This window comes from Rosettibacter primus (assembly GCF_036860675.1).
GTDB classification, from domain to species: domain Bacteria; phylum Bacteroidota; class Ignavibacteria; order Ignavibacteriales; family Melioribacteraceae; genus Rosettibacter; species Rosettibacter primus.
On the sequence record NZ_JAYKGK010000004.1, the window covers coordinates 182,544 to 202,644 of the forward strand.

The window sequence follows — 20,101 nt, forward strand, 5'->3', positions numbered from 1 at the left end:
ATTACTTATCCTTACAAATAGAATTTTCAAACACAACCAAAAAAATTTAATTGAGAGTTATCCATATCAATTATTCCCAAGGGTCCATTATTATAAATTAAACCATCATTATTCGGGAAATAACTAACTGAAAATTTTCTATGAAGTTTAAACTCTTGATTCCAAGGTTCTTTTCCAATATCTTCAATTAAGGGCAAAATTTCCTTTGCAAACCATATTTTTGTTTCTTTTTTTGTTTTCGGTTCTACCGCTGTTGCAATAGCCCCTAATAATAAATCTACCAACTGAAGTAATTCTTGCTCACAAGTGTAGGGCCCTCTTGAGGGACAATTTATACATTGAACTTGATCTAACAACTTTACTTTTGGACCATTATAATTATTTGTATCTTCTTTCAAACGCCTCATTAGGTAATATTCAAAATTATCGAAATTTATCCCGTCTCCCAAGATTCCTTGTGGTCTTCTGGTTTTTTCATCAGAAAATATTCTTAAATTTAAAAATTGTTTATCTTTAAAAAACCATAAAAGTCCACTCTTTATTGCTAAAGCAGTAAAACGGTTATAAGCATGGAAGTCCTTTGAAAACCTTTTATGATAATATTTTTTGTGCGTTCTATTAACTGATAATACATTAAAATATGACATATCTGAAATCTTGCCTTTCCATAAACTAAACCATTCTTTAGCCACTTGAGCTTTTCTACCAAAATCACCACCAAAAGATTTTGGAAATTTATTAAAGTGAATCTCTCCATTATAATTAAATTCTTTTCTTACATTCTGTAAATATTCACAAATTTCCTCTATATGCTCTTTATTAACCCATAATAGTCCAGTAAAAACCCAATTCCCAGAGTTATAAGATCCACTCTCATCGTGAAATACGTTAAATTCTTGTGGCGCCTCACTTTTGCCAAACAAATTCTTTGTTTCCAGTATCTCCATAATTCAAAATAAAAAATTCAAAATTAACATCACGCAACTAATGCCTCATTTAATTCTTCCAATATCTCATCAAGTTCATCCCCAAAAATCTTGTATGCCTTGATTAGCCCCCCTTCCTCATAGAAAGGCGATAGGTCAAAATCGTCTTTTTCAATGGTAAGAGAGGTTGCAATATGGTCTTTGATTTTAACAAGCCAGTCTATCTGCTCAGGTGTAAATTTTTTGCCCTGTTGTTCCTGCTCTTTTAGCCATTTATCAAACCGAAGATTGACAATCTCGGCAAAAGGAATAAGTTCGTTTTCCAAGCTAAGAGTAAATCGGAGAATTGAAATGATATCTGTCAAAAGCCTCTGTGGTCCTGCTTTTTTTACTTTTGACTTTTCAAGCTGTTCATACGCCTGCCAGAGAAGATCAGGTGTGAGATTGTATGGAGGTTTTTTGATGGCTTCTGCAAGTTCTTTTATTTCTTGATATGTAATATGCCGTCTGCCATAGGGTTTGTCATAAATCATCTGAAGTGCTGTGAGTTCATTTTTATTCTCTTCAATAAATTTTTTGAATGTATCAATGATTCCTTTTGCCCTCTCTTTTGCCTTATCATCGAATCCAGCCAATATAACTCTGTCTTTACTTATTGTATCAATAATCTGTTCATTTCTCTTCTTTATTTCTATCAAAAGATTCCTCAATTCAGGCTTATCAAATGGTGCACAGGCTTGGTTAATTAATGTCTGAGTTGCTTTATTTATTTGCTCTTGTGTAGGTTCTTCTGTTTTAAAAATCTCTTTTGCTTTTTCTATTGCCTTATCAGGGTCCGTTGCCTCTAAAAGATTATTGATTATTGTCTTTAGAGATTTTCCATCTGCTTCTTTTTCTATTTTTACTCTATCCTTTTCTTCAATTTCTCGATCCAACATGGCAAGCCTACCAGCCAGAGATGTGATTGAATCCGTATCTCTATTACCAAGTGCAATTGATAAAAGCAGTTTATCGAATGAAATACCCGGTTTTCTTTCAAGAGGGCGCGAGTCTGTTTTGTCGCTTTCGCAAACACCCACTGCATCTACAATAACAAAATGTGTTTTTTTGTATGCATCAGGGGTCACTGCATTAAGTTCAGTCTGTGAGAGAGTGCGAGTTCCTCTACCCTTCATCTGTTCAAAATAAACCCTTGATTTTACATCACGCATGAAGAGAATGCACTCAATAGGTTTTATATCTGTTCCTGTCGAAATCATATCAACAGTTACAGCAATGCGGGGATTGTAGGAGTTACGGAATGATTGAATAAGATCTTCAGGTCTTTCACCCGTTGTCTTATATGTTATCTTTTTACAAAATTCATTACCACGCCCAAACTCTTCCCTGACAATATGCACAACGTCCTCAGCATGCGAATCGTCCTTGGCAAAGATAAGCGTTTTGGGGACTTCTGTTCTACCCGGGAATATTTCTGTAAAAAGTTTCTCTTTAAATGTCCTAATCACTGTTCTTATCTGGTCAGGCGCAACAACGCTTCTATCCAGTTGATTTGGTGAATATTCAATATCTTCGTCAAGCTGTTCCCATCTCACTTTTCTGGTGAGTTTATCCCGCTTATCTATAAAGTAGCCTGCTTCTACTTTGCTTCCTTTTTCTGTAATTTCGGTTTTTATTCTATAAACCTCATAGGGCACATTCACACCATCAGCAACTGCTTTTTCGTAAGTATATTCCGAAACAAGGTTTTGATTGAAAAATCCAAACGTTTGCTTTGAAGGAGTAGCTGTAAGCCCGATGATATAAGCATCAAAATATTCCAGCACTTGACGCCATAAATTATAAATGGAACGATGACACTCATCGGTAATGATAAAATCAAATGTTTCAATGGGAATATTGGGATTATAGCTAATTTCTTTTGGTTGCAATTCATTGGGGTACACTTCAAAAATTGACTGTTCTTCCAGAGTTTCATCAAATTCTGTTTCGCCCTTTAACATAGAATAGAGTCTCTGAATTGTGGTGATACAAACCCGACTTACAGGGTCAATCACATTGGAAGTGAGATGCTGGATGTTATAAAGCTCTGTAAATTTTCTTCTGTCATCAGGCGTAATAAATTGCTGAAATTCCCTTTTTGTTTGTCTGCCAAGATTATTTCTATCAACAAGAAAAAGAATCCTTTTTGCATTGGCAAATTTAATAAGTCTATATACAAAATTAACTGCAGTATAAGTCTTCCCACTCCCTGACGCCATCTGAATCAAAGCCCGGGGTCTATCTTCAGCAAAGGACATCTCAAGATTTCTTATTGCTTCAATCTGACACTCTCTTAAGCCTTCTGTAATGAGAGGGGGAAGTTTACGAAGTCTCTGCCTAAGTGTTTCTTTTTGCATGAGCCATTCGGCAAGGGTTTCAGGTCTGTGAAAAGCAAAAACCCTTCGTGAGCGGGGTTCAGGATCTCGTGTATCTCTAAAAAATGTTTCTGTCCCTGTGGTCTCATAAGCGTAAGGGAGAGGTTTTTGTATTATAGGAAGATTTTTGGGTATTCCTGCAATATATGCCTGTGACTGTTCTGCTACTCCACTTAAAGTTGTACCTTCTGGTTTTGCTTCGATAACCCCAACCGCTTTTCTATCAACAAAAAGTAAATAGTCTGCAGTACCATTTTCCAGCGGAAACTCTCTTACTGCTACGCCCAAAGAAGCACCGAGATTTATACTCTGGAAGTCTTGAACTTTCCAGCCTGCAAGTTCAATTAGATGATCAATAGTTTGTCTCGCTTTTTCTTCTGGTTTCATATATAAATAATTTGCATATGAATTAAATTATCATAACCATTTATCATAGTTAAAATGACAATAATAATAGTAAGAAACAAAGCGGCACTATAAAAATTTTCATTAGGAATTCTTGTCCTCAATGCTGATAAATTTGTTATTAGTTTTTGATATCAGAACAACGAATAATGTTATTTTTCTAACCATGTAATTCTAAAAACTTTTGCATTTATAATTAGCATTTTAAAACTACACAGCAGTAATGGTATATCAACTAAAACAAGTCTATATGTTTATACAATGGTGCAATATAAAAAGCTAAGTCATTATCATCAATAAGAGAAATTACTAAGCACAACTCTTTTCGGTTATAGTATAAATATAAGACCAATAAATACAGAGAATTATCTGAATAAGTAACTTTGCATAAATGCCAATGAGGATAAAGAGATGAGGGTACGCTGTATCATTTAATTTTAATATACTTGAGGATCACAAGAACCTCAAAAAATATAGAGAACTGTTTGTAAAAATAATTCTCCATTTACAGACAATTAAATACAAATCAAGGAATACAACTGTCATCCAAACTGAAAATGAAATCCACTAAATTCGACCAACCATATGTAAGAAAGTCCTTTCATCATTAGAGAGATTGTAACAGAATTGCAAAGATTTTTTGAATGTAAGTGACTATCTCCTCTTCGCATATCTAACGGAAAGAATATCAATCCTTATAGTTGGCACTTGAGAGTTAGTATCTCTTATGTTAACTAAAGCAGTCTGACCCTTGCCCGATGAATGCAATCGGATTTCATAAGTGAGTTGAAAATTATTTTTGTTTTTTAAGTATGGATATGTTTTCGGGGAATTATGACTGTGTGAATATATTCTTTCGCGGAGAGGAATTTCTACTTCAGTTTCTACTTCAGTGATTTTTCTTTAAACCAAAAAGCCTTGTAACTTATTTAATTACAAGGCTTTATGGAGTGGGCGCTGAAGGATTCTGCCAAAGGCATTCCTTCGGAAGAACCTACGACCCCCTGCTTTGTTCTATGAAAACTTAAATTATTACTTTTAGCTGAATTTTAATATTCTTAATGCAAAATAGTTATTAAACTACTAAATTCGATTTTCTTTTCACAAATCACAAAGAAATGAATTACCAAAACCAAAAAGCCTTGTAACTTATTTAATTACAAGGCTTTATGGAGTGGGCGCTGAAGGATTCGAACCTACGACCCCCTGCTTGTAAGGCAGGTGCTCTGAACCAGCTGAGCTAAGCGCCCTTAAATATATCAATAAAAAATTATAGCTTTATTATCTTTTAAGATGAACCAGTAATTATAAAGAACTTTAAAATTTGCGCACCAATTATAGAATATTTAATTCAAAGTTTCAATTAGTTCATAAAAATTTTTTTGAGCGGGCGACGGGACTCGAACCCGCGACATTTAGCTTGGGAAGCTACTACTCTACCAACTGAGTTACGCCCGCTTCTATTACAAAAATAGAAATGACATAAATCTAATTCAAGACTTTTACTTAATTTTCTTCCTATAATTTTTATTAATTACGAACATGACTTCTTATAATAAGAATACCTTCGAACTCATACTTTTATTTTTATTAACCACTATTTCATTTTTCGTGTGGGATTCAATCTTATTTTTTCCAATTAAACTTTTTGTTCTCCTTTTACATGAAATTAGTCATGGTATAATTGCAATTATTACTGGAGGAAAAATACTTGCTCTTGAAATTAATTTTAATCTTGGAGGCAAATGTATAACTGAAGATGGGAATCAATTCTTAATTGCATTTGCTGGATACCCTGGCAGTTTCTTTTTTGGAGCCGCATTATTTTTTTCAACTTATAAACCTAAATTGAAAATTTTTATTTTATCCATTATAGCCGTTATTGTTTTTTTATTCGCAATAAATACAATGAATGATAATTTACTCAGTTTTATATCAATTATAATTGCTTTCTCTATTTTTGCCATTAATAAATTTGCACCTGTACATATTGCAAATTTTATTTTTAGAGTTATAGGTTTAATCAGCTGTGTTTATGTTATATATGATATTAAAGAAGATGTTTTTAACAATAACAATTATTTAAGCGATGCTTCTTTGATTGCAGAAATCACCGGGCTATCTTCTACTTTCTGGGGATTACTGTGGATTTTTATTTCTTTAATCGGGATTATACTCTTAGTAACTTTTTCTGTAAGAAATCACAAACTTTATTAATTATCTTTAACAAATGATAAAATTATTAAACCAACAATAAAGAAAAAACAAATCGATAGTATTGCATATTTTTGAGTTCCTGTTAGATAACTAACTAATCCAAAAATTAATGGTCCAACAATTGCGGAGCTTTTCCCAAAAAATGAATAAAAACCAAAGAACTCAGTTTTTCTATCAAAAGGAGTTAATTTTGACATCATACTTCTACTTGTGGATTGTGTTGCCCCCATGACACTACCCGCAAGTAATCCAATCAAATAAAAACTTGAATGTACAACAGTATCAGAGTCTAAAGAAAAGTTTTTAGAAATCAAAATGACTAAGAAACTTTCTTTTTCACTTGTTTGGAATGCTAATAAAATTGTAAACAACCAGATAATAAGTGAGATAATTAATGATTTTTTTGCCCCATAAGAATCTGCGATAACACCAAAAATTAACGAGCCCAATATTGCTGTCGTTTGAACAATAATGAAAAAGACAATAAGTTCTTGAAAAGAAAATTTTAATGTCGAACTTGCATAATTTCCTGAAAAATAAATTACTGTATTTACTCCTTCAATAAAAAAGAAAAATGACAATAAAAACAATGCAAGATTTTTATAATTCTTAAGATTGGTAATAGTATTTACTACTCTACTAAATCCTATCTTAAAAAATGAATTTTCTTTTACAACTTTTTTTCTCGAATCCTTTATAAAAAGGAATAAAGGAATTGCAAAGATTAAAAATATTAATGCAGAAAGAGGAAATATTTCTCTAATCATTTGCTTTTGAATAAATGGATAAATAATTGCAAGAGTTGTAAATGAACCAAGATAACCCATTGCAAATCCATAACCGCTAACTCTACCATAATTTTTTGGCTTTGTAATTTCAGGTAAGAATGAATCATAAAATACCAATCCTGCTTCAAACCCAATATTAGCTAGAATGAACAAAATTAACCCAGATAAAACATTCCCCTCATTAACAAAATAAAGAAATGATGTTGAAACAATACAAATAAGAGTGAAGAAAAGTAAAAATCTTTTTTTACCAGCTGAATAATCTGCAATAGCACCAAGCACAGGTGAAATTATTGCTGTAATAAGCATCGATATACTTGTTCCTAAACTCCAATAAAAATCACCAATTGGTTTTCCTTCCGCAACTGTCTGCTTAAAATAAACTGCATAGATAAATGTAACTACAATGATGGAGTATGATGTATTGGCAAAATCAAAAAGGGACCAGACAAATACACGAAACTTTTCGTTCTCTTTAAGAATCTTTAGATTTCTTGGGTAAAGATTTTTCAATAAGTCCTCTGCCCGATTTGTTTAACTGGCCGGAATTTTTTAGATCGTTATAAATTGCATCAAGAATGCCATTTATAAATTTATTGCTATTCGAAGTAGAAAAATCTTTTGCTATTTCAATTATTTCATTAATTGTTACTTTTGGAGGGATATCAGGGAAATATAATAACTCAGCAATACCAATTCTTAACAATATTCTATCAATAAGAGCAATTCTATCCATTTCCCAATTAGCAACTTTAGCTTGAATTTTTTCATCAAGAATTTCTCTATTTGCTATGGTTTTATTTATTAATTGTTTGGCAAAATCTATATCTGTTTGTGATGATAAATCTGACAATACAAATTCTGTAAGGGCAGATAATCCTTCTCCGTTTAATTCGTAAGCATAAAGAATTTGTAGAGTTTTTTCACGCAATAATCTTCTGTTCGATTTTTTTGCCATAATTTTCTTTAATTCTTTATTAGAATAATATTAAAGATAAATAAACTTAACAACTAAATAGCAAATAACCAGAATAAAAGTAAAGCCACACTTTCACGTAAACGGTAATAAACAGTTTTAGAGAAAGACAATTTATAGTTTGAAGCAACAGCAAAAGTTTTTAATCGAAAAAATTTACATATCTCAATAATTCGTGGTAGATGAAAACTATCTGATATTATTAATATTTTACTTTTATCGTCAAGATTTTTATTAAAATCTTGCAAATATTTAATTTGTTCTGTTGTTGTTGAAGTTTTCTTTTCAACAATCATATCACTTTCACGAACTCCCAGTCTTAAAAGTAATTTAAAAGCTGCTTCAGATTCAGGAATTTCTCCCGGAGCGTGGCTACCGGTTAAAATTATTTTATTAATTTTTTTCTCCTGATAAAGTTCAAATGCTTTGCGAATTCTTCCTTCAAATATTGGACTTGGTTTTTCTTTTTTCCAGACTGCAGCCCCTGGAATCAAAGCATAATCATAATGTTCATCTGGTTTAATATTTTCATTAAATCTCTTTACATTCCATACGAAAAAGGTTGAAAAGATTAGAAGGAGAATTATCATAAAGGAAGTTCTGACCAATGTTCTCAACTCATGTAATTTATCAAAAGCAAATATAAATCCCCAAACATAATTTATTGAGTATAAAATTAAAGTTTCGCTGATGATAAAGAAAAATCCAGTATAAACCTTCTTTATCTGAAAAGAAAAGAGATAAGTACTTTCATCATAGGTAAAAACTTTTACAGAAAGAAAAACAAGAATTAGTAGAATAACAGATAACAGCAGAAGTGTTGCTAAAAATTTATGTCTTGCACTATTAAAGTTTTTTTGTTTGACTTTAAGAATAACAATTCCAATCAATAAGAGAGCCGAAAAAATTATGTTGAGAACATTACCCATATAATCTACTTTATAAAACAAAATTGATATATCATTCAAATAATACTTAAGAAAAGATAAACCTATAAATTGAACGACAGTAAAAATGATAGTAATATTAAAAAAATTTAATATATTATTTTTATTACTCAATTTAATAAATCACCTGTATTTGGATTTATCAATACATTATAAATATTCTTTTCTCTTGATTTAAATATTTTTGTATGAACATGGAATACGTTTTGAATATTCTCTTCTGTAAAAACTAATTGCTTTGGACCACTTATGATAATTCTTCCATCGACAATAAATGAAATTTCATCTGAATAAATACCTGCTAAATTCAAATCATGAGAAACAGCAAGTATAGTAAGATTTTGTTCTTCTTTTAATTTATTAAGCAAATCAAAAATTGAAATCTGATGTTCAATATCAAGGTGAGCATTAGGTTCATCTAATAAAATAACTCTGGGTTTTTGAGCCAATGCTTTAGCAATTATTACTCGTTGAAGTTCTCCTCCAGAAATCTCATTAATTCCCTTCTTTCTTAAATGACTGATTTCAAGCAATTCAAGAATTTCGTTAACAATATTTCTGTCTTCTTTTGTTTCAAATCCAAGAAGGTTTAAATATGGGGTTCTGCCCATCATTACAATTTCATATACAGAATAAGGAAACAAAGTAACAATTGTCTGTGGAACATAAGCAACAAGTTTTGCATAATCTTTTCGGGAGAAAGTTTTTAATTCTTTGCCATCTAATCGAATGCTTCCAGTGTAATCATCAATAATTTTCATTAAGATTTTTAATAAGGTAGATTTTCCGCTTCCATTAGGTCCAAGTAGAATTGTAAAATTTCTTTCTTTTAATTTCCAGTTCAGAATTTGAAGACTAAAGTTATGATTGCTGGGTGAGTTGTAAGAAAACTTCAGATTGTCAATTTCAATAAGCAAGTTGATTACCAAAATTTATAATTAATAATATATAAATGAGTATGATGATTAATTTTGGGAAATACCGGATAACATAAAGGCGCTTTGAAAGCGCCCTTATGTTATTGAAGCTTAAATACTATAGGAATAGAAACCTGAACTTTAACAGGTTTACCTCTTTGTCTGCCGGGTTTAAACTTTGTTTGCATAACAGCTTGAATAGCAGCTTCGTCGCAGCCAGCACCAATACCTTTAATTACTTCAGCTCTAACAACATCACCATTCTCATTGACGAATGCTTTTATAAACACTCTGCCCTGAACACCCGCACGTTTAGCAATTTCTGGATAAACAATTTTTTGTTGAATTGCTTCTATTCCACCAATAGGTTCAGGTTGTTCTTCTACAGCTACAAAGAACACAGCTTCTTCTTCTTCTTCAACTTCCTGTTTTGGAGGTGGAGGCGGAGCAGTCGTTACTTGTGCATTTACATCTAACTCTGTTTCACTAATTGCTACATCTTCAAGCACATCTTCTGAAGGAGCTTCAATAGGTATTGGGGGCTTTGGTGGCGGAGGTGGTGCACTTTCCTGTTTAGTATTTACAACATCTTCAACATTTACTAATTCTTGAGCTGCCTCAAGTTTCACTTTTTCTTTTTGAAATTGTGGAAAATACTTAAAGGCAACTATCATTAATGCCAGAGAAATTATCATTGAAGTTTCGAATACTCTCTGGTATTTTCTTCTCAAATCGACTTTTGGGTTTTTCCTTAAAGCCACTTAAATCCTCCTTTTTCCCCATTTTTGCGATGACTAACTTAAGAAATAGGGAAAGAATTGTCAATGAATTCGCAAAATTTTACATTAATCTTTGCAATTATGTTTCCTGAATTTCATTTTTATTAGCATTTACTTTTATAAATGAATTCGATAAAAATATTCCAATTATTCCACCAATCATATCAGCACTCCAATCATAAATATCACAATAACGACCGGGCACAAAAAACTGATGAAGTTCATCAATAGTAGCATAAAGAATCAAAAAAACAACGGTAAACATTAAGTAATTTTTTGAAATCTTTACAGATTTTTTTTGAAAATGTAAACTCAAAGTAAGCAGAAATGATAATATAAAATAGGCTATTAAATGTTCAATTTTATCTTGAGATGTAAAAATTTGCGGCACTGCATCTAGAGGAATTGTTGTTAGAAAAAATAAAAAAATCCAATAAATACATAAGGGAAGATATAAATATAAATTTGGATTTGATTTTAAGATTTTATACAAACGAATTGATAATGAACTTAATCGCATAAGGAATTTTTTCCATTAAATCATTAGAAGTGTAACCAAATTCACTTTTTTCATTTAATAATAAATCAGCAGCAAGACTGTGAATGTAAACAGCACTTATAAGACTTTCTTCAATATCATCTGATTGTGCTTGAAATGATGCAATAATTCCAGTTAAAACATCTCCCGAGCCAAATTTTGCAAGCCCTGGATTTCCTGCTGAATTTATAAATGCTTCGCCCTGTGGATTAAAAATTATTGTTGGGGCTCCTTTCAATACAAGATAACAATTATTCTCCTTAGCAAAATCTTTCCCAATTTTCAAAATGTTGTTTTCTAAATCTTTACTCTCAATACCAATTAAATCTGCAAATTCTTTATGATGAGGAGTTAAAATTTTGCCTTTAAGATTTACTTTTTTGTATTCCTCATTTTTTAATGCAAATATTGCATCGGCATCAATCACGAAATTTTTTGATTTATAAGAACGTAATATTTCTCTTACTGCTATTTGAGTTTCTTCTTCCCTTCCAAGTCCTGGACCAATTGCAATTACATCAGCCCATTCAATTTTTTCTGATATTTCTTTTAAGTTATCTGAAGATAAAAAGCCTTTGCCGTTATCATCATAAGAGAAAACAATTGCAGATTCAATTTTTTGTTGAGCTAAAATTTTTAATGAATTTGGGAAAGCAAGAAAACATGCGCCAGCTCCTGATTTCATTATTGTATTTGTTGTAAAAAACGATGCCCCAGGCATTTTCGATGAACCTGCAATTACAAAAACTTTTCCAGCAGAATATTTATGAATATTTAAATCCTTTACCGGCAAACCTGAAAATGCATCTTCAGGTTCTATGAGATAATCATTCACAATTAATTTTTCGTAATATTCTTCTCCAATTCCGATAGAACCTTTTACTATATTTCCACAATTGATATATCCTTTGCCATAAAATAATCCAGTTTTAAATTCCGAAAGTGTAATTGTTAAATCAGCATTAAAAATTGTTTCTCCAGATGCAGTTTCTAAATCTAATCCCGTTGGTAAATCTACAGCGACATGGAAAGCGTTTAGTTTGTTCACATATTCCACTATTTCTTTGTATGGTTCTGATAATACTCCTCTACTTCCAGTCCCAAGCATAGCATCAATTATTATTTCACAATCATCAAGTGACGATAAATCTTTAATGTTTTGATAAACAATTAATTTCGATTCAGGGTATTCATTTAAAAGATTTTTAATAATTCTAAAATTAATTAGTGCATCTCCTTTTAATTCTTCCTCTGCCCCAAGTGAAATCACAAAAACTTTAAAACCATTATTAACAAAGTGACGTGCAGCAGCAAAACCATCACCGCCATTATTCCCTTTCCCGCAAATCAAACCAACGGTTTTACTTTTAATGAATTCTTGGGCATAATCAATTACTGCTGAATAAATGCTTCTTGCAGCATTTTCCATTAATACAATACTCGGTATTCCAAGTGTATTGATTGCATAATTATCAGCATCACGAACCTGTTGTGTAGTGTATAATGGAATCATATTGAAATAAGATTTTATTTTAATTCTTATTTATTGTACACAATAATACATTATTTCTTTTTGTAATTCTAAAGTATTTAATAAAAAAAATACTAAATTAAAATTCTCCATAATGTTTTGTGTAATTGGAAAATCTTCACTTTGTTTTTAATGAAATTACTTTTTCAAAGAGAATTATTTCTTCTTCGCAATAGATTATATGAAGTTATTCGTTAAAGTTGGATTTAGAAATACAAATCTTAACTTAAATCCGTTAATTATTCTTTTCAATCAACACTATTCCAAATCTTTTATTTATTTTTTTGAGTAATTGGATTTTTAATTTCATAAAATTCATAAACCACTTAAAATATCTAATTTAATATATAGCAAGAGTCATCAAGTAAGATAGAGGTAGATTTTCTTGACAAAATAACTCAATCAAAATAAAAGTAAGAAAAATAATTTCTTATAATCAAATTATAAATTAATTACTGATGTAATAATGTTCATTAGAATATCTGGCATAACTCCAAAAATTAAGACCAATGCACTACTGATAATTACTGAAGTTAAAGCCAACGGCGAAATTTCTAACTGAAATTTTTGAACTGGTTCTTTGAAGTACATATATACAACAACCCGCAAGTAAAAATATACACTTATAACACTCGATAGAACCCCAACAATAGCAAGCCATGTTAATCCACTTTCAATTGCACCTATAAATACATAATACTTACCGAAAAATCCAGCCAGAGGCGGTATACCTGCAAGTGCAAACATAAATAAAGACATTAATGCAGCAAGAACAGGACTTTTTGAATTCAACCCCGAGAATGAATCAATATCTATATGAGAGTCATTTTCTCCTTCTACAATTGATATGATACTGAAAGCCCCAATATTAATAAAAGTATATGCAGCAAGATAAAAAATAATTCCAGCTATACTATTAATATTTCCTGCAGCTAAACCAATTGTCATATAACCTGCATGAGCAATTGAAGAATAAGCGAGCATTCTTTTTAGATTATTTTGAGATATTGCAACTATACTGCCAAACAACATAGAAAGAGTTGATATAACAGCAAAATAATTTCTGAAATTATTTGGAGAATTTAGAGTAAAGATTGCTGTTAATGCTATAATTAAAACGCTGAAGGCAGCTGTTTTCCCTGTTGTTGACATCAAGCCTGTAACAGTTGTAGCTGAACCCTGATAAACATCAGGCACCCACATGTGAAATGGGACAGCGGCAATCTTAAAACTGAAACCGATAAGGAACAAAATAAATCCTGTAACAAAAATTATATTAGTTAATAGATTAGAAAAATTCGAAATTAAAATTGAAATGTTGGTAGAACCAGCAGCACCATAAATTAATGCAATTCCATAAACAATAAATCCAGTAGCAAATGCACCGAGTAAAAAATATTTCATTGAAGCTTCGTTTGCAGTTAATTTTTTTCTGTTAATTCCCGCGAGTATATAAAAACAAATTGACATTAATTCTAATCCAAGAAAAATCATTATTAAATCGTTTGACCCTGCCATTATCATCATTCCTAATACAGAGGACTGAATCAAAATGTAATACTCACCATAATATGTTCCATATTTCTTAATGTAATCAATCGAACTAATCGTAATTAGCATTGCCCCAAGATTAAAAATAAAATTAAATATGGCAGATTTCCCGCCAACCTGCATCATTCCATTAAATAACATTGCATGATTATTAATATTCAATAAAGAATATAAAGCAACAATAAAGAAAGAGATTATTGAAAGCCATGGAAGAATTTCTTCACTCTTTTTTATTGATATTTCTATAATTATAGAAAATAATATTGTGCTGCCTAAAAAAATAAAAGGCATAATCATTAAATATTCAGAAGTATTTGCTGGCATAGTAACTCAGTTGATTATTTCAAAAAATCAAATGTGTTGATACTTACATTTTGTAAAATTGTTTGAACTGAAACTTCAGTTAATTTCAAAAAAGTAGAAGGATAAATTCCAATCCACACAATCATTAAAATAATTGGCAAAAGAACCAATAATTCACGAGCATTCATATCAGTTAATTCTTGAAACAGATTTACATTTTTAACTTCACCAAAGACTACTCGTTGATACATCCATAATAAATACACAGCAGCAAAGATAACTCCTGTTGCGGCAAAAATTGTATACCACCAGCTATTCAGAACCTGAGATTTAAAAGAACCAAGCAAAATTAAAAATTCACCAACAAAACCATTTAGGCCGGGCAAACCAATTGATGATAAAGAAACAATCATTAACAAAGTAGAATAGACAGGAACTATTTTAGCAATACCACCGTAGTATTCAATTTCTCTGTGATGTGTTCTTTCATAAAGTACACCAACTAAAAGGAAGAGAGCTCCAGTTGATAATCCATGATTTATCATTTGAATAATTGCCCCTTGTGTTGATTCTACAGTCATTGCAAAAATTCCAAGAACAACAAAACCGAGATGCGAGACTGAAGAATAAGCAACCAGTTTTTTCATATCAGGTTGAACCATTGAAACAAGAGCACCATAAATAATTCCAATTACTGCAAGAATGGAAATAAAAGAAGCAAAATGCACAGCTGCTTGTGGAAATAATGGTAAACAAAATCGAACCAATCCATATGTTCCCATTTTAAGCAAAACTCCTGCTAAAATTACTGAACCAGCAGTTGGAGCTTCGACATGTGCATCAGGCAGCCATGTATGTAGTGGAAAAATTGGAACTTTTATTGCAAAACTTAAGAAGAAAGCAAGAAACATCCAGTTCTGTATTTTTCGAGAAATAGTAGGACCAACTTTATATAAATCTATTAGATTTGTTGTAAACATCCCTGTTTGACTTGAAGCATAAACAGCAAGCCATATAATTGCAATTAGCATCAACAAACTTCCAAGCATTGTGTAAAGAAAAAATTTTATAGATGCATAAATTCTTCTTTCACCACCCCATATTCCAATTATAAAATACATCGGGATTAGCATTGCTTCCCAGAAAATGTAAAATAGAAAAATATCAAGCGACATAAATACACCAAGCATACCGGCTTCGAGCAAAAGCATAGAGAATGTAAACATTTTTACATTTTTATCTATTGCTTTCCATGTGGAAAGAAGTGTTAAAGGGGTTAAAAATGTAGTAAGTAAAATCAATATCAATGATATTCCATCAATACCTACATGATAGCTAATATTCAAACTTTTTATCCACAACACTTTATGAATTAGCTGAAATTGCGGTTCGGCGGGATTAAATTGATTATATGCAATTAATGAAATAATAAATGCAATTATAGAAACAATAAATCCAAACCATCGAATAATTTTTTTCTGTTCTTCATCAAAAAAAAGAACAAACAAACTTCCTACTATAGGAATTATGAGTAAAGATGTTAAAATTAGATTTTCCTGCATATTTTCCATCAATACTTGGGTTTAGTTTTTATAAAGTAAATATAATCCATAAAAGAACTGCTGCAATTCCGGCAACAATTACCAGCGCATAAAGCTGCGCTATTCCAGTTTGTATTTTTCTTATAGATTCAGAAATTATTGCTATTATTTTAGCAATTCCATTTACAATTCCATCAATTATAAATGAATCAGTAAATTTCCATAAAACTTTCTCTGAACCAGTTACTATTGGTTTGACTATTACAGCATCATAAATTTCATCGACATAATATTTATTGAACAAAAGATTATAAAATTTTCGGAATCTATTAGAAATATTTTCTGCAATATTTTTATTTTTTGTGTACACATAAAGAGCAAAGTAGATTGCACTTAAAGCAAGTATTACAGAAATTGTCATCAATAAAATTTCTTGAGTATGAGTATGAAAACCATAATGATTTATTTTTTGTTCTGCAGGTTCATAAACAGGTGCAAGCCAATTTTCGAATAAATTTCCATTTTCTCCGGAAAATATTTCTGGAATTCCTACATATCCTCCGATAACAGATAAAACAGCAAGAATAATTAAAGGAATTGTCATCACTGGTGGTGATTCATGAGGATGAAATTTATGATGGTCAAATCTTTCATTACCTAAAAATGTAAGAGAGAAAAGTCTAAAAACATAAAATGCTGTTAACATTGCTGTTAATGCTCCAATCAACCAGAAGATAAATCCACCATTTGCATAAGCATACCATAAAATTTCATCTTTGCTAAAAAATCCTGATAATCCTGGGAATCCGGAGATTGCAAGTGCAGCAATTAAAAAAGTTGCATAAGTCTTAGGCATATATTTTTTTAATCCGCCGTAGTTTTGAATATTCTGTTCATTATGCATACCATGAATTACAGAACCAGCTCCAAGAAAAAGCAAAGCTTTGAAGAATGCATGAGTCATGACATGAAAAATAGATGCGCTAAAAGCACCAACACCTGCAGCTAAAAACATGTATCCAAGTTGACTTATTGTTGAATATGCAAGAACTTTTTTAATATCATTTTGCACTAAACCAATTGAAGCAGCAAATAAAGCGGTTAATAATCCAATTACAGCAATTAGCATCATAATTGCAGGAGCAGATGCAAATAATATCGAAGCTCTTGAAACCATGTAAACACCGGCAGTAACCATTGTAGCTGCATGAATCAAAGCCGAAACTGGAGTAGGTCCTGCCATAGCATCGGGTAACCAAACATATAATGGGATTTGAGCGGATTTACCAGTAGCACCAATAAAAAGGAAGAGAGCAATTAAACTAAAAGTAGTTTCATTTATTGATAATGATTGTGCTTTTGAAAATACTTCGTTGAAGTTCAGAGAATCGAATGTAAGATAAATCAAGAAGATGCCGAGTAAAAAGCCAAAGTCGCCAATTCTATTTACAATAAAAGCTTTCTTAGCTGCATCAGCTGTTGTACTTTTTTCAAATTTTTTGTCATACCAAAATCCTATTAATAAATAAGAACAAAGTCCAACTCCTTCCCAACCGAGAAATAGAACGACAAAATTATCTCCTAAAACTAAGTTCATCATTGAAAAGATGAAAAGATTAAGATATGCAAAAAATCTCCAGAATCCTCTATCGCCATGCATGTAACCAATTGAATAAACATGGATTAAAAATCCTACTCCGGTTACAATTAAAGACATTGTTAAAGAGAGCTGATCTACAAGATAAGCAAATTTTATATTTAATCCATTTGCTGAAAGCCAGGTAAATAATTCTACAGTATTTGCTCTTTGGTCAACAGGCAATGACAATGTTTGTAGAAATGCACCTAAAGAAATTATGAAAGATAAGCCAACTGTAGAACTTCCAATAATTCCTATAATAATTTCATTTTTTATTTTTTTGCCTATAAGTCCATTAATTAAAAATCCAATTAATGGAAAAATTACTGCAAGGTAAATGTAATTAATCATCAGCAATTACCATTTAAAGATATTTATTTCGTCAATGTTCACTGTCATTTTATTTCTAAATATAGCAATAATAATTGCCAGTCCTACTGCCGCTTCGGCAGCTGCTACTGTCATAACAAAAAATACAAAAACCTGTCCAGCCGAATTTCCGAGATAAGATGAAAAAGTAACCAATGCTAAATTAGCTGAGTTGAGCATTAGTTCAATACACATAAAAACTACAATTGCATTTCTTCTAATCAACACGCCAATTACACCAACAATAAACATAAAAGCACTTAATATTAAGTAATATTCAATTGGAATTGATGACATACTTATTCCATAATTTTAGTTACTCAAATTTTTTCTTTGCAAGAATTATTGCTCCAATTGTTGCAGCAAGCAACAAAAATCCAGCTACTTCAAAAGGAATAAAATAGTTTGTATACAATTCTTTGCCAATATTTTGTATAGTTCCGATATTGACACTCAATTCCTCATTAGGAGTTAATTTTCTTGAAGGTCTTCCATAAGAAATCAAATATGCAACTTGAATGAATACAAAAATACCAAGTGCTATAGCAAAATATTTTAATGATTTATTGTTATTTAATATTGATGGTTCATTGTCTGTTCTTAACAACATAATTACAAATAAGAAAAGAACCATAATTGCACCGGCATAAACTATAATCTGAACAACAGCAATAAATTGTGCATTTAACAATAAGTAAAGACCAGCCAGTGCAAAGAAATTTAATATAAGAAATAAAGCACTGATTACTGCATTTCTTCTTGTTATCATCATTACAGAAGAAACTGCAGCTATCAAAGAAAGAATTACAAAAAGTAAAATTTGCAAATTCATTTATGGTGTATTCCTGTAAATCATTCTTGGGAATGGAATTGCTTCTCTTAAGTGTTCAAGGCCACAAATCCAGCTTACTGTTCTTTCAAGGCCGAGGCCAAAACCAGAATGAGGCACCGAACCATATCTTCTTAAATCAAGATACCATTCAAAATATTCTTGTGGCAGATTATGTTCCTTTATTCTTTCGATTAACAAATTCAAATCATCTTCGCGTTGACTTCCACCAATAATTTCTCCATAACCTTCTGGAGCCAGAACATCCACAGCTAAAGCAAGTTTAGGATTTTCAGGGTCTCGTTTCATATAAAATGCTTTTACTTCTGCAGGATAATGATGTACCATAACAGGTCTATCAAACTGTTCTGAAATAATTGTTTCATCTCCACCGCCAAAGTCGTTGCCCCATTGAAAATCGATACCATTCTTTTTAAGAATTTCTACTGCTTCATCATAAGTTATTCTTGGAAAAGGACGAACAACTTTTTCAAGTTTTGAAGTATCTCGTTCAAGTTCTTTTAGTTCTTCTTTCTTATCTTCAAGAACTGTTTGAACAACATATTCCAGAAATTCTTCAGCAAGGTCCATATTATCATTCAAATCATAGAAAGCCATTTCTGGTTCAACCATCCAGAATTCTGTAAGGTGTCTTCTCGTTTTTGATTTTTCAGCCCTAAATGTTGGACCAAAAGAATATACTTTACCAAGAGCCATTGCACCACTTTCAGCATAAAGTTGTCCTGACTGTGTTAAATAAGCTTTACCTAAATCAAAGTAATCCAGTTCAAATAAAGTAGAAGTGCCTTCGCAGGCATTTGGTGTTATAATTGGTGGGTCAAAAAGAGTGAATCCATGTGAATCAAAAAAATCTCTAATAGCTTTTACAATACGATGACGAATTTTTAAGATTGCAACTTGTTTTTTAGAGCGCACCCAAAGATGGCGATTGTCCATTAGAAATTCTATACCATGCTCTTTAGGTGTAATTGGATATTCCTGGGAAAGAGAGATTAACTTAAGGTCTGTTACATCAAGTTCATAACCGCCAATTGCTCGACTTTCTGCTCGAACTTTTCCTTTTACTTCAAATGATGATTCCTGTGTAATTTTGTCTGCTATTTCAAATACTTCGTCACTCACATTATTTTTTACAACTACACATTGAGTATAACCAGAACCATCACGTAAAATTAAAAATTTGATTTTTCCACTTGACCTTTTATTATAAAGCCAACCTTTAAGTGTTACTTCTTCCCCGACATGTTTTGATAAGTCTTTAATATAAACAGCAGGTCTCATTATCTGGAAATTCTCGAATTTATTTTTTCAAATATAACTAAGAGATTGTCTATTATGCAAAAACAATGATTTATCTTTCATTAAAATACTTATAAAAATTTTTTATTATACTAAAACACAATTAAT

The 20,101-nt window shown here is 31.2% G+C and carries 16 protein-coding genes and 2 tRNA genes; 1 reads left to right on the forward strand and 17 read right to left on the reverse strand.

Going from position 1 to position 20,101, the window contains the following annotated elements; genetic code table 11:
- Positions 1-26 precede the first annotated feature (26 nt).
- The 4 genes from VJY32_RS07130 to VJY32_RS07145 all read right to left on the reverse strand — a co-directional run bounded on the left by VJY32_RS07130 (position 27) and on the right by VJY32_RS07145 (position 5,206).
- Positions 27-947: a DUF3800 domain-containing protein gene (locus tag VJY32_RS07130; protein WP_353677218.1), complete on the reverse strand. Its 921-nt coding sequence runs from the start codon at positions 945-947 to the stop codon at positions 27-29.
- A 29-nt stretch (positions 948-976) separates the two neighbouring features.
- Complete coding sequence (locus tag VJY32_RS07135) at positions 977-3,730, reverse strand: type I restriction endonuclease subunit R (protein WP_353677219.1); 2,754 nt, start codon at positions 3,728-3,730, stop codon at positions 977-979.
- Between the two features lie 1,193 nt (positions 3,731-4,923).
- Positions 4,924-4,998, reverse strand: a tRNA-Val gene (locus VJY32_RS07140).
- A 135-nt stretch (positions 4,999-5,133) separates the two neighbouring features.
- Positions 5,134-5,206: transfer RNA gene (locus tag VJY32_RS07145), tRNA-Gly, on the reverse strand.
- An 84-nt stretch (positions 5,207-5,290) separates the two neighbouring features.
- Between VJY32_RS07145 and VJY32_RS07150 the strand changes: the two genes are divergently transcribed.
- Positions 5,291-5,965 (forward strand): M50 family metallopeptidase, encoded by a 675-nt coding sequence (locus VJY32_RS07150; protein WP_353677220.1) that lies wholly within the window; start codon positions 5,291-5,293, stop codon positions 5,963-5,965.
- Here the strand turns inward: VJY32_RS07150 and VJY32_RS07155 are convergent.
- The 13 genes from VJY32_RS07155 to asnS all read right to left on the reverse strand — a co-directional run bounded on the left by VJY32_RS07155 (position 5,962) and on the right by asnS (position 19,975).
- Positions 5,962-7,266 carry an MFS transporter gene (locus VJY32_RS07155; protein WP_353677221.1) on the reverse strand — a complete coding sequence of 435 codons (1,305 nt, stop codon included), beginning with the start codon at positions 7,264-7,266 and terminating at the stop codon, positions 5,962-5,964. The genes VJY32_RS07150 and VJY32_RS07155 overlap by 4 nt on opposite strands.
- Positions 7,229-7,711, reverse strand: a complete 483-nt coding sequence (nusB, locus tag VJY32_RS07160; RefSeq protein WP_353677222.1) for a transcription antitermination factor NusB — start codon at positions 7,709-7,711, stop codon at positions 7,229-7,231. The genes VJY32_RS07155 and nusB overlap by 38 nt, the downstream gene beginning before the upstream one ends.
- A gap of 53 nt (positions 7,712-7,764) precedes the next feature.
- Complete coding sequence (locus tag VJY32_RS07165; RefSeq protein WP_353677223.1) at positions 7,765-8,790, reverse strand: YdcF family protein; 1,026 nt, start codon at positions 8,788-8,790, stop codon at positions 7,765-7,767.
- The gene (locus VJY32_RS07170; protein ID WP_353677224.1) at positions 8,787-9,593 is read right to left on the reverse strand and encodes an ABC transporter ATP-binding protein; all 807 of its coding nucleotides are present in this window, start codon (positions 9,591-9,593) and stop codon (positions 8,787-8,789) included. Before VJY32_RS07170 ends, VJY32_RS07165 begins: the two co-directional genes overlap by 4 nt.
- Before the next feature lie 101 nt (positions 9,594-9,694).
- On the reverse strand, positions 9,695-10,354 hold the full coding sequence (locus tag VJY32_RS07175; RefSeq protein ID WP_353677225.1) for an energy transducer TonB: 660 nt from the start codon (positions 10,352-10,354) through the stop codon (positions 9,695-9,697).
- Between the two features lie 97 nt (positions 10,355-10,451).
- Complete coding sequence (locus VJY32_RS07180) at positions 10,452-10,892, reverse strand: VanZ family protein (protein WP_353677226.1); 441 nt, start codon at positions 10,890-10,892, stop codon at positions 10,452-10,454.
- Complete coding sequence (locus tag VJY32_RS07185) at positions 10,858-12,423, reverse strand: NAD(P)H-hydrate dehydratase (RefSeq protein ID WP_353677227.1); 1,566 nt, start codon at positions 12,421-12,423, stop codon at positions 10,858-10,860. Before VJY32_RS07185 ends, VJY32_RS07180 begins: the two co-directional genes overlap by 35 nt.
- A gap of 459 nt (positions 12,424-12,882) precedes the next feature.
- Positions 12,883-14,316 (reverse strand): NADH-quinone oxidoreductase subunit N, encoded by a 1,434-nt coding sequence (locus VJY32_RS07190; RefSeq protein WP_353677228.1) that lies wholly within the window; start codon positions 14,314-14,316, stop codon positions 12,883-12,885.
- Between the two features lie 14 nt (positions 14,317-14,330).
- Positions 14,331-15,857 (reverse strand): NADH-quinone oxidoreductase subunit M, encoded by a 1,527-nt coding sequence (locus tag VJY32_RS07195; protein ID WP_353677229.1) that lies wholly within the window; start codon positions 15,855-15,857, stop codon positions 14,331-14,333.
- A 28-nt stretch (positions 15,858-15,885) separates the two neighbouring features.
- Complete coding sequence (gene nuoL, locus VJY32_RS07200; RefSeq protein WP_353677230.1) at positions 15,886-17,826, reverse strand: NADH-quinone oxidoreductase subunit L; 1,941 nt, start codon at positions 17,824-17,826, stop codon at positions 15,886-15,888.
- Between the two features lie 6 nt (positions 17,827-17,832).
- Complete coding sequence (gene nuoK, locus VJY32_RS07205; protein WP_353677231.1) at positions 17,833-18,141, reverse strand: NADH-quinone oxidoreductase subunit NuoK; 309 nt, start codon at positions 18,139-18,141, stop codon at positions 17,833-17,835.
- A gap of 19 nt (positions 18,142-18,160) precedes the next feature.
- Entirely contained in the window at positions 18,161-18,676 is a 516-nt protein-coding gene (locus tag VJY32_RS07210; RefSeq protein ID WP_353677232.1) for an NADH-quinone oxidoreductase subunit J family protein, read from the reverse strand.
- Positions 18,677-19,975, reverse strand: a complete 1,299-nt coding sequence (gene asnS / locus VJY32_RS07215) for an asparagine--tRNA ligase (protein WP_353677233.1) — start codon at positions 19,973-19,975, stop codon at positions 18,677-18,679.
- Positions 19,976-20,101: the final 126 nt, after the last annotated feature.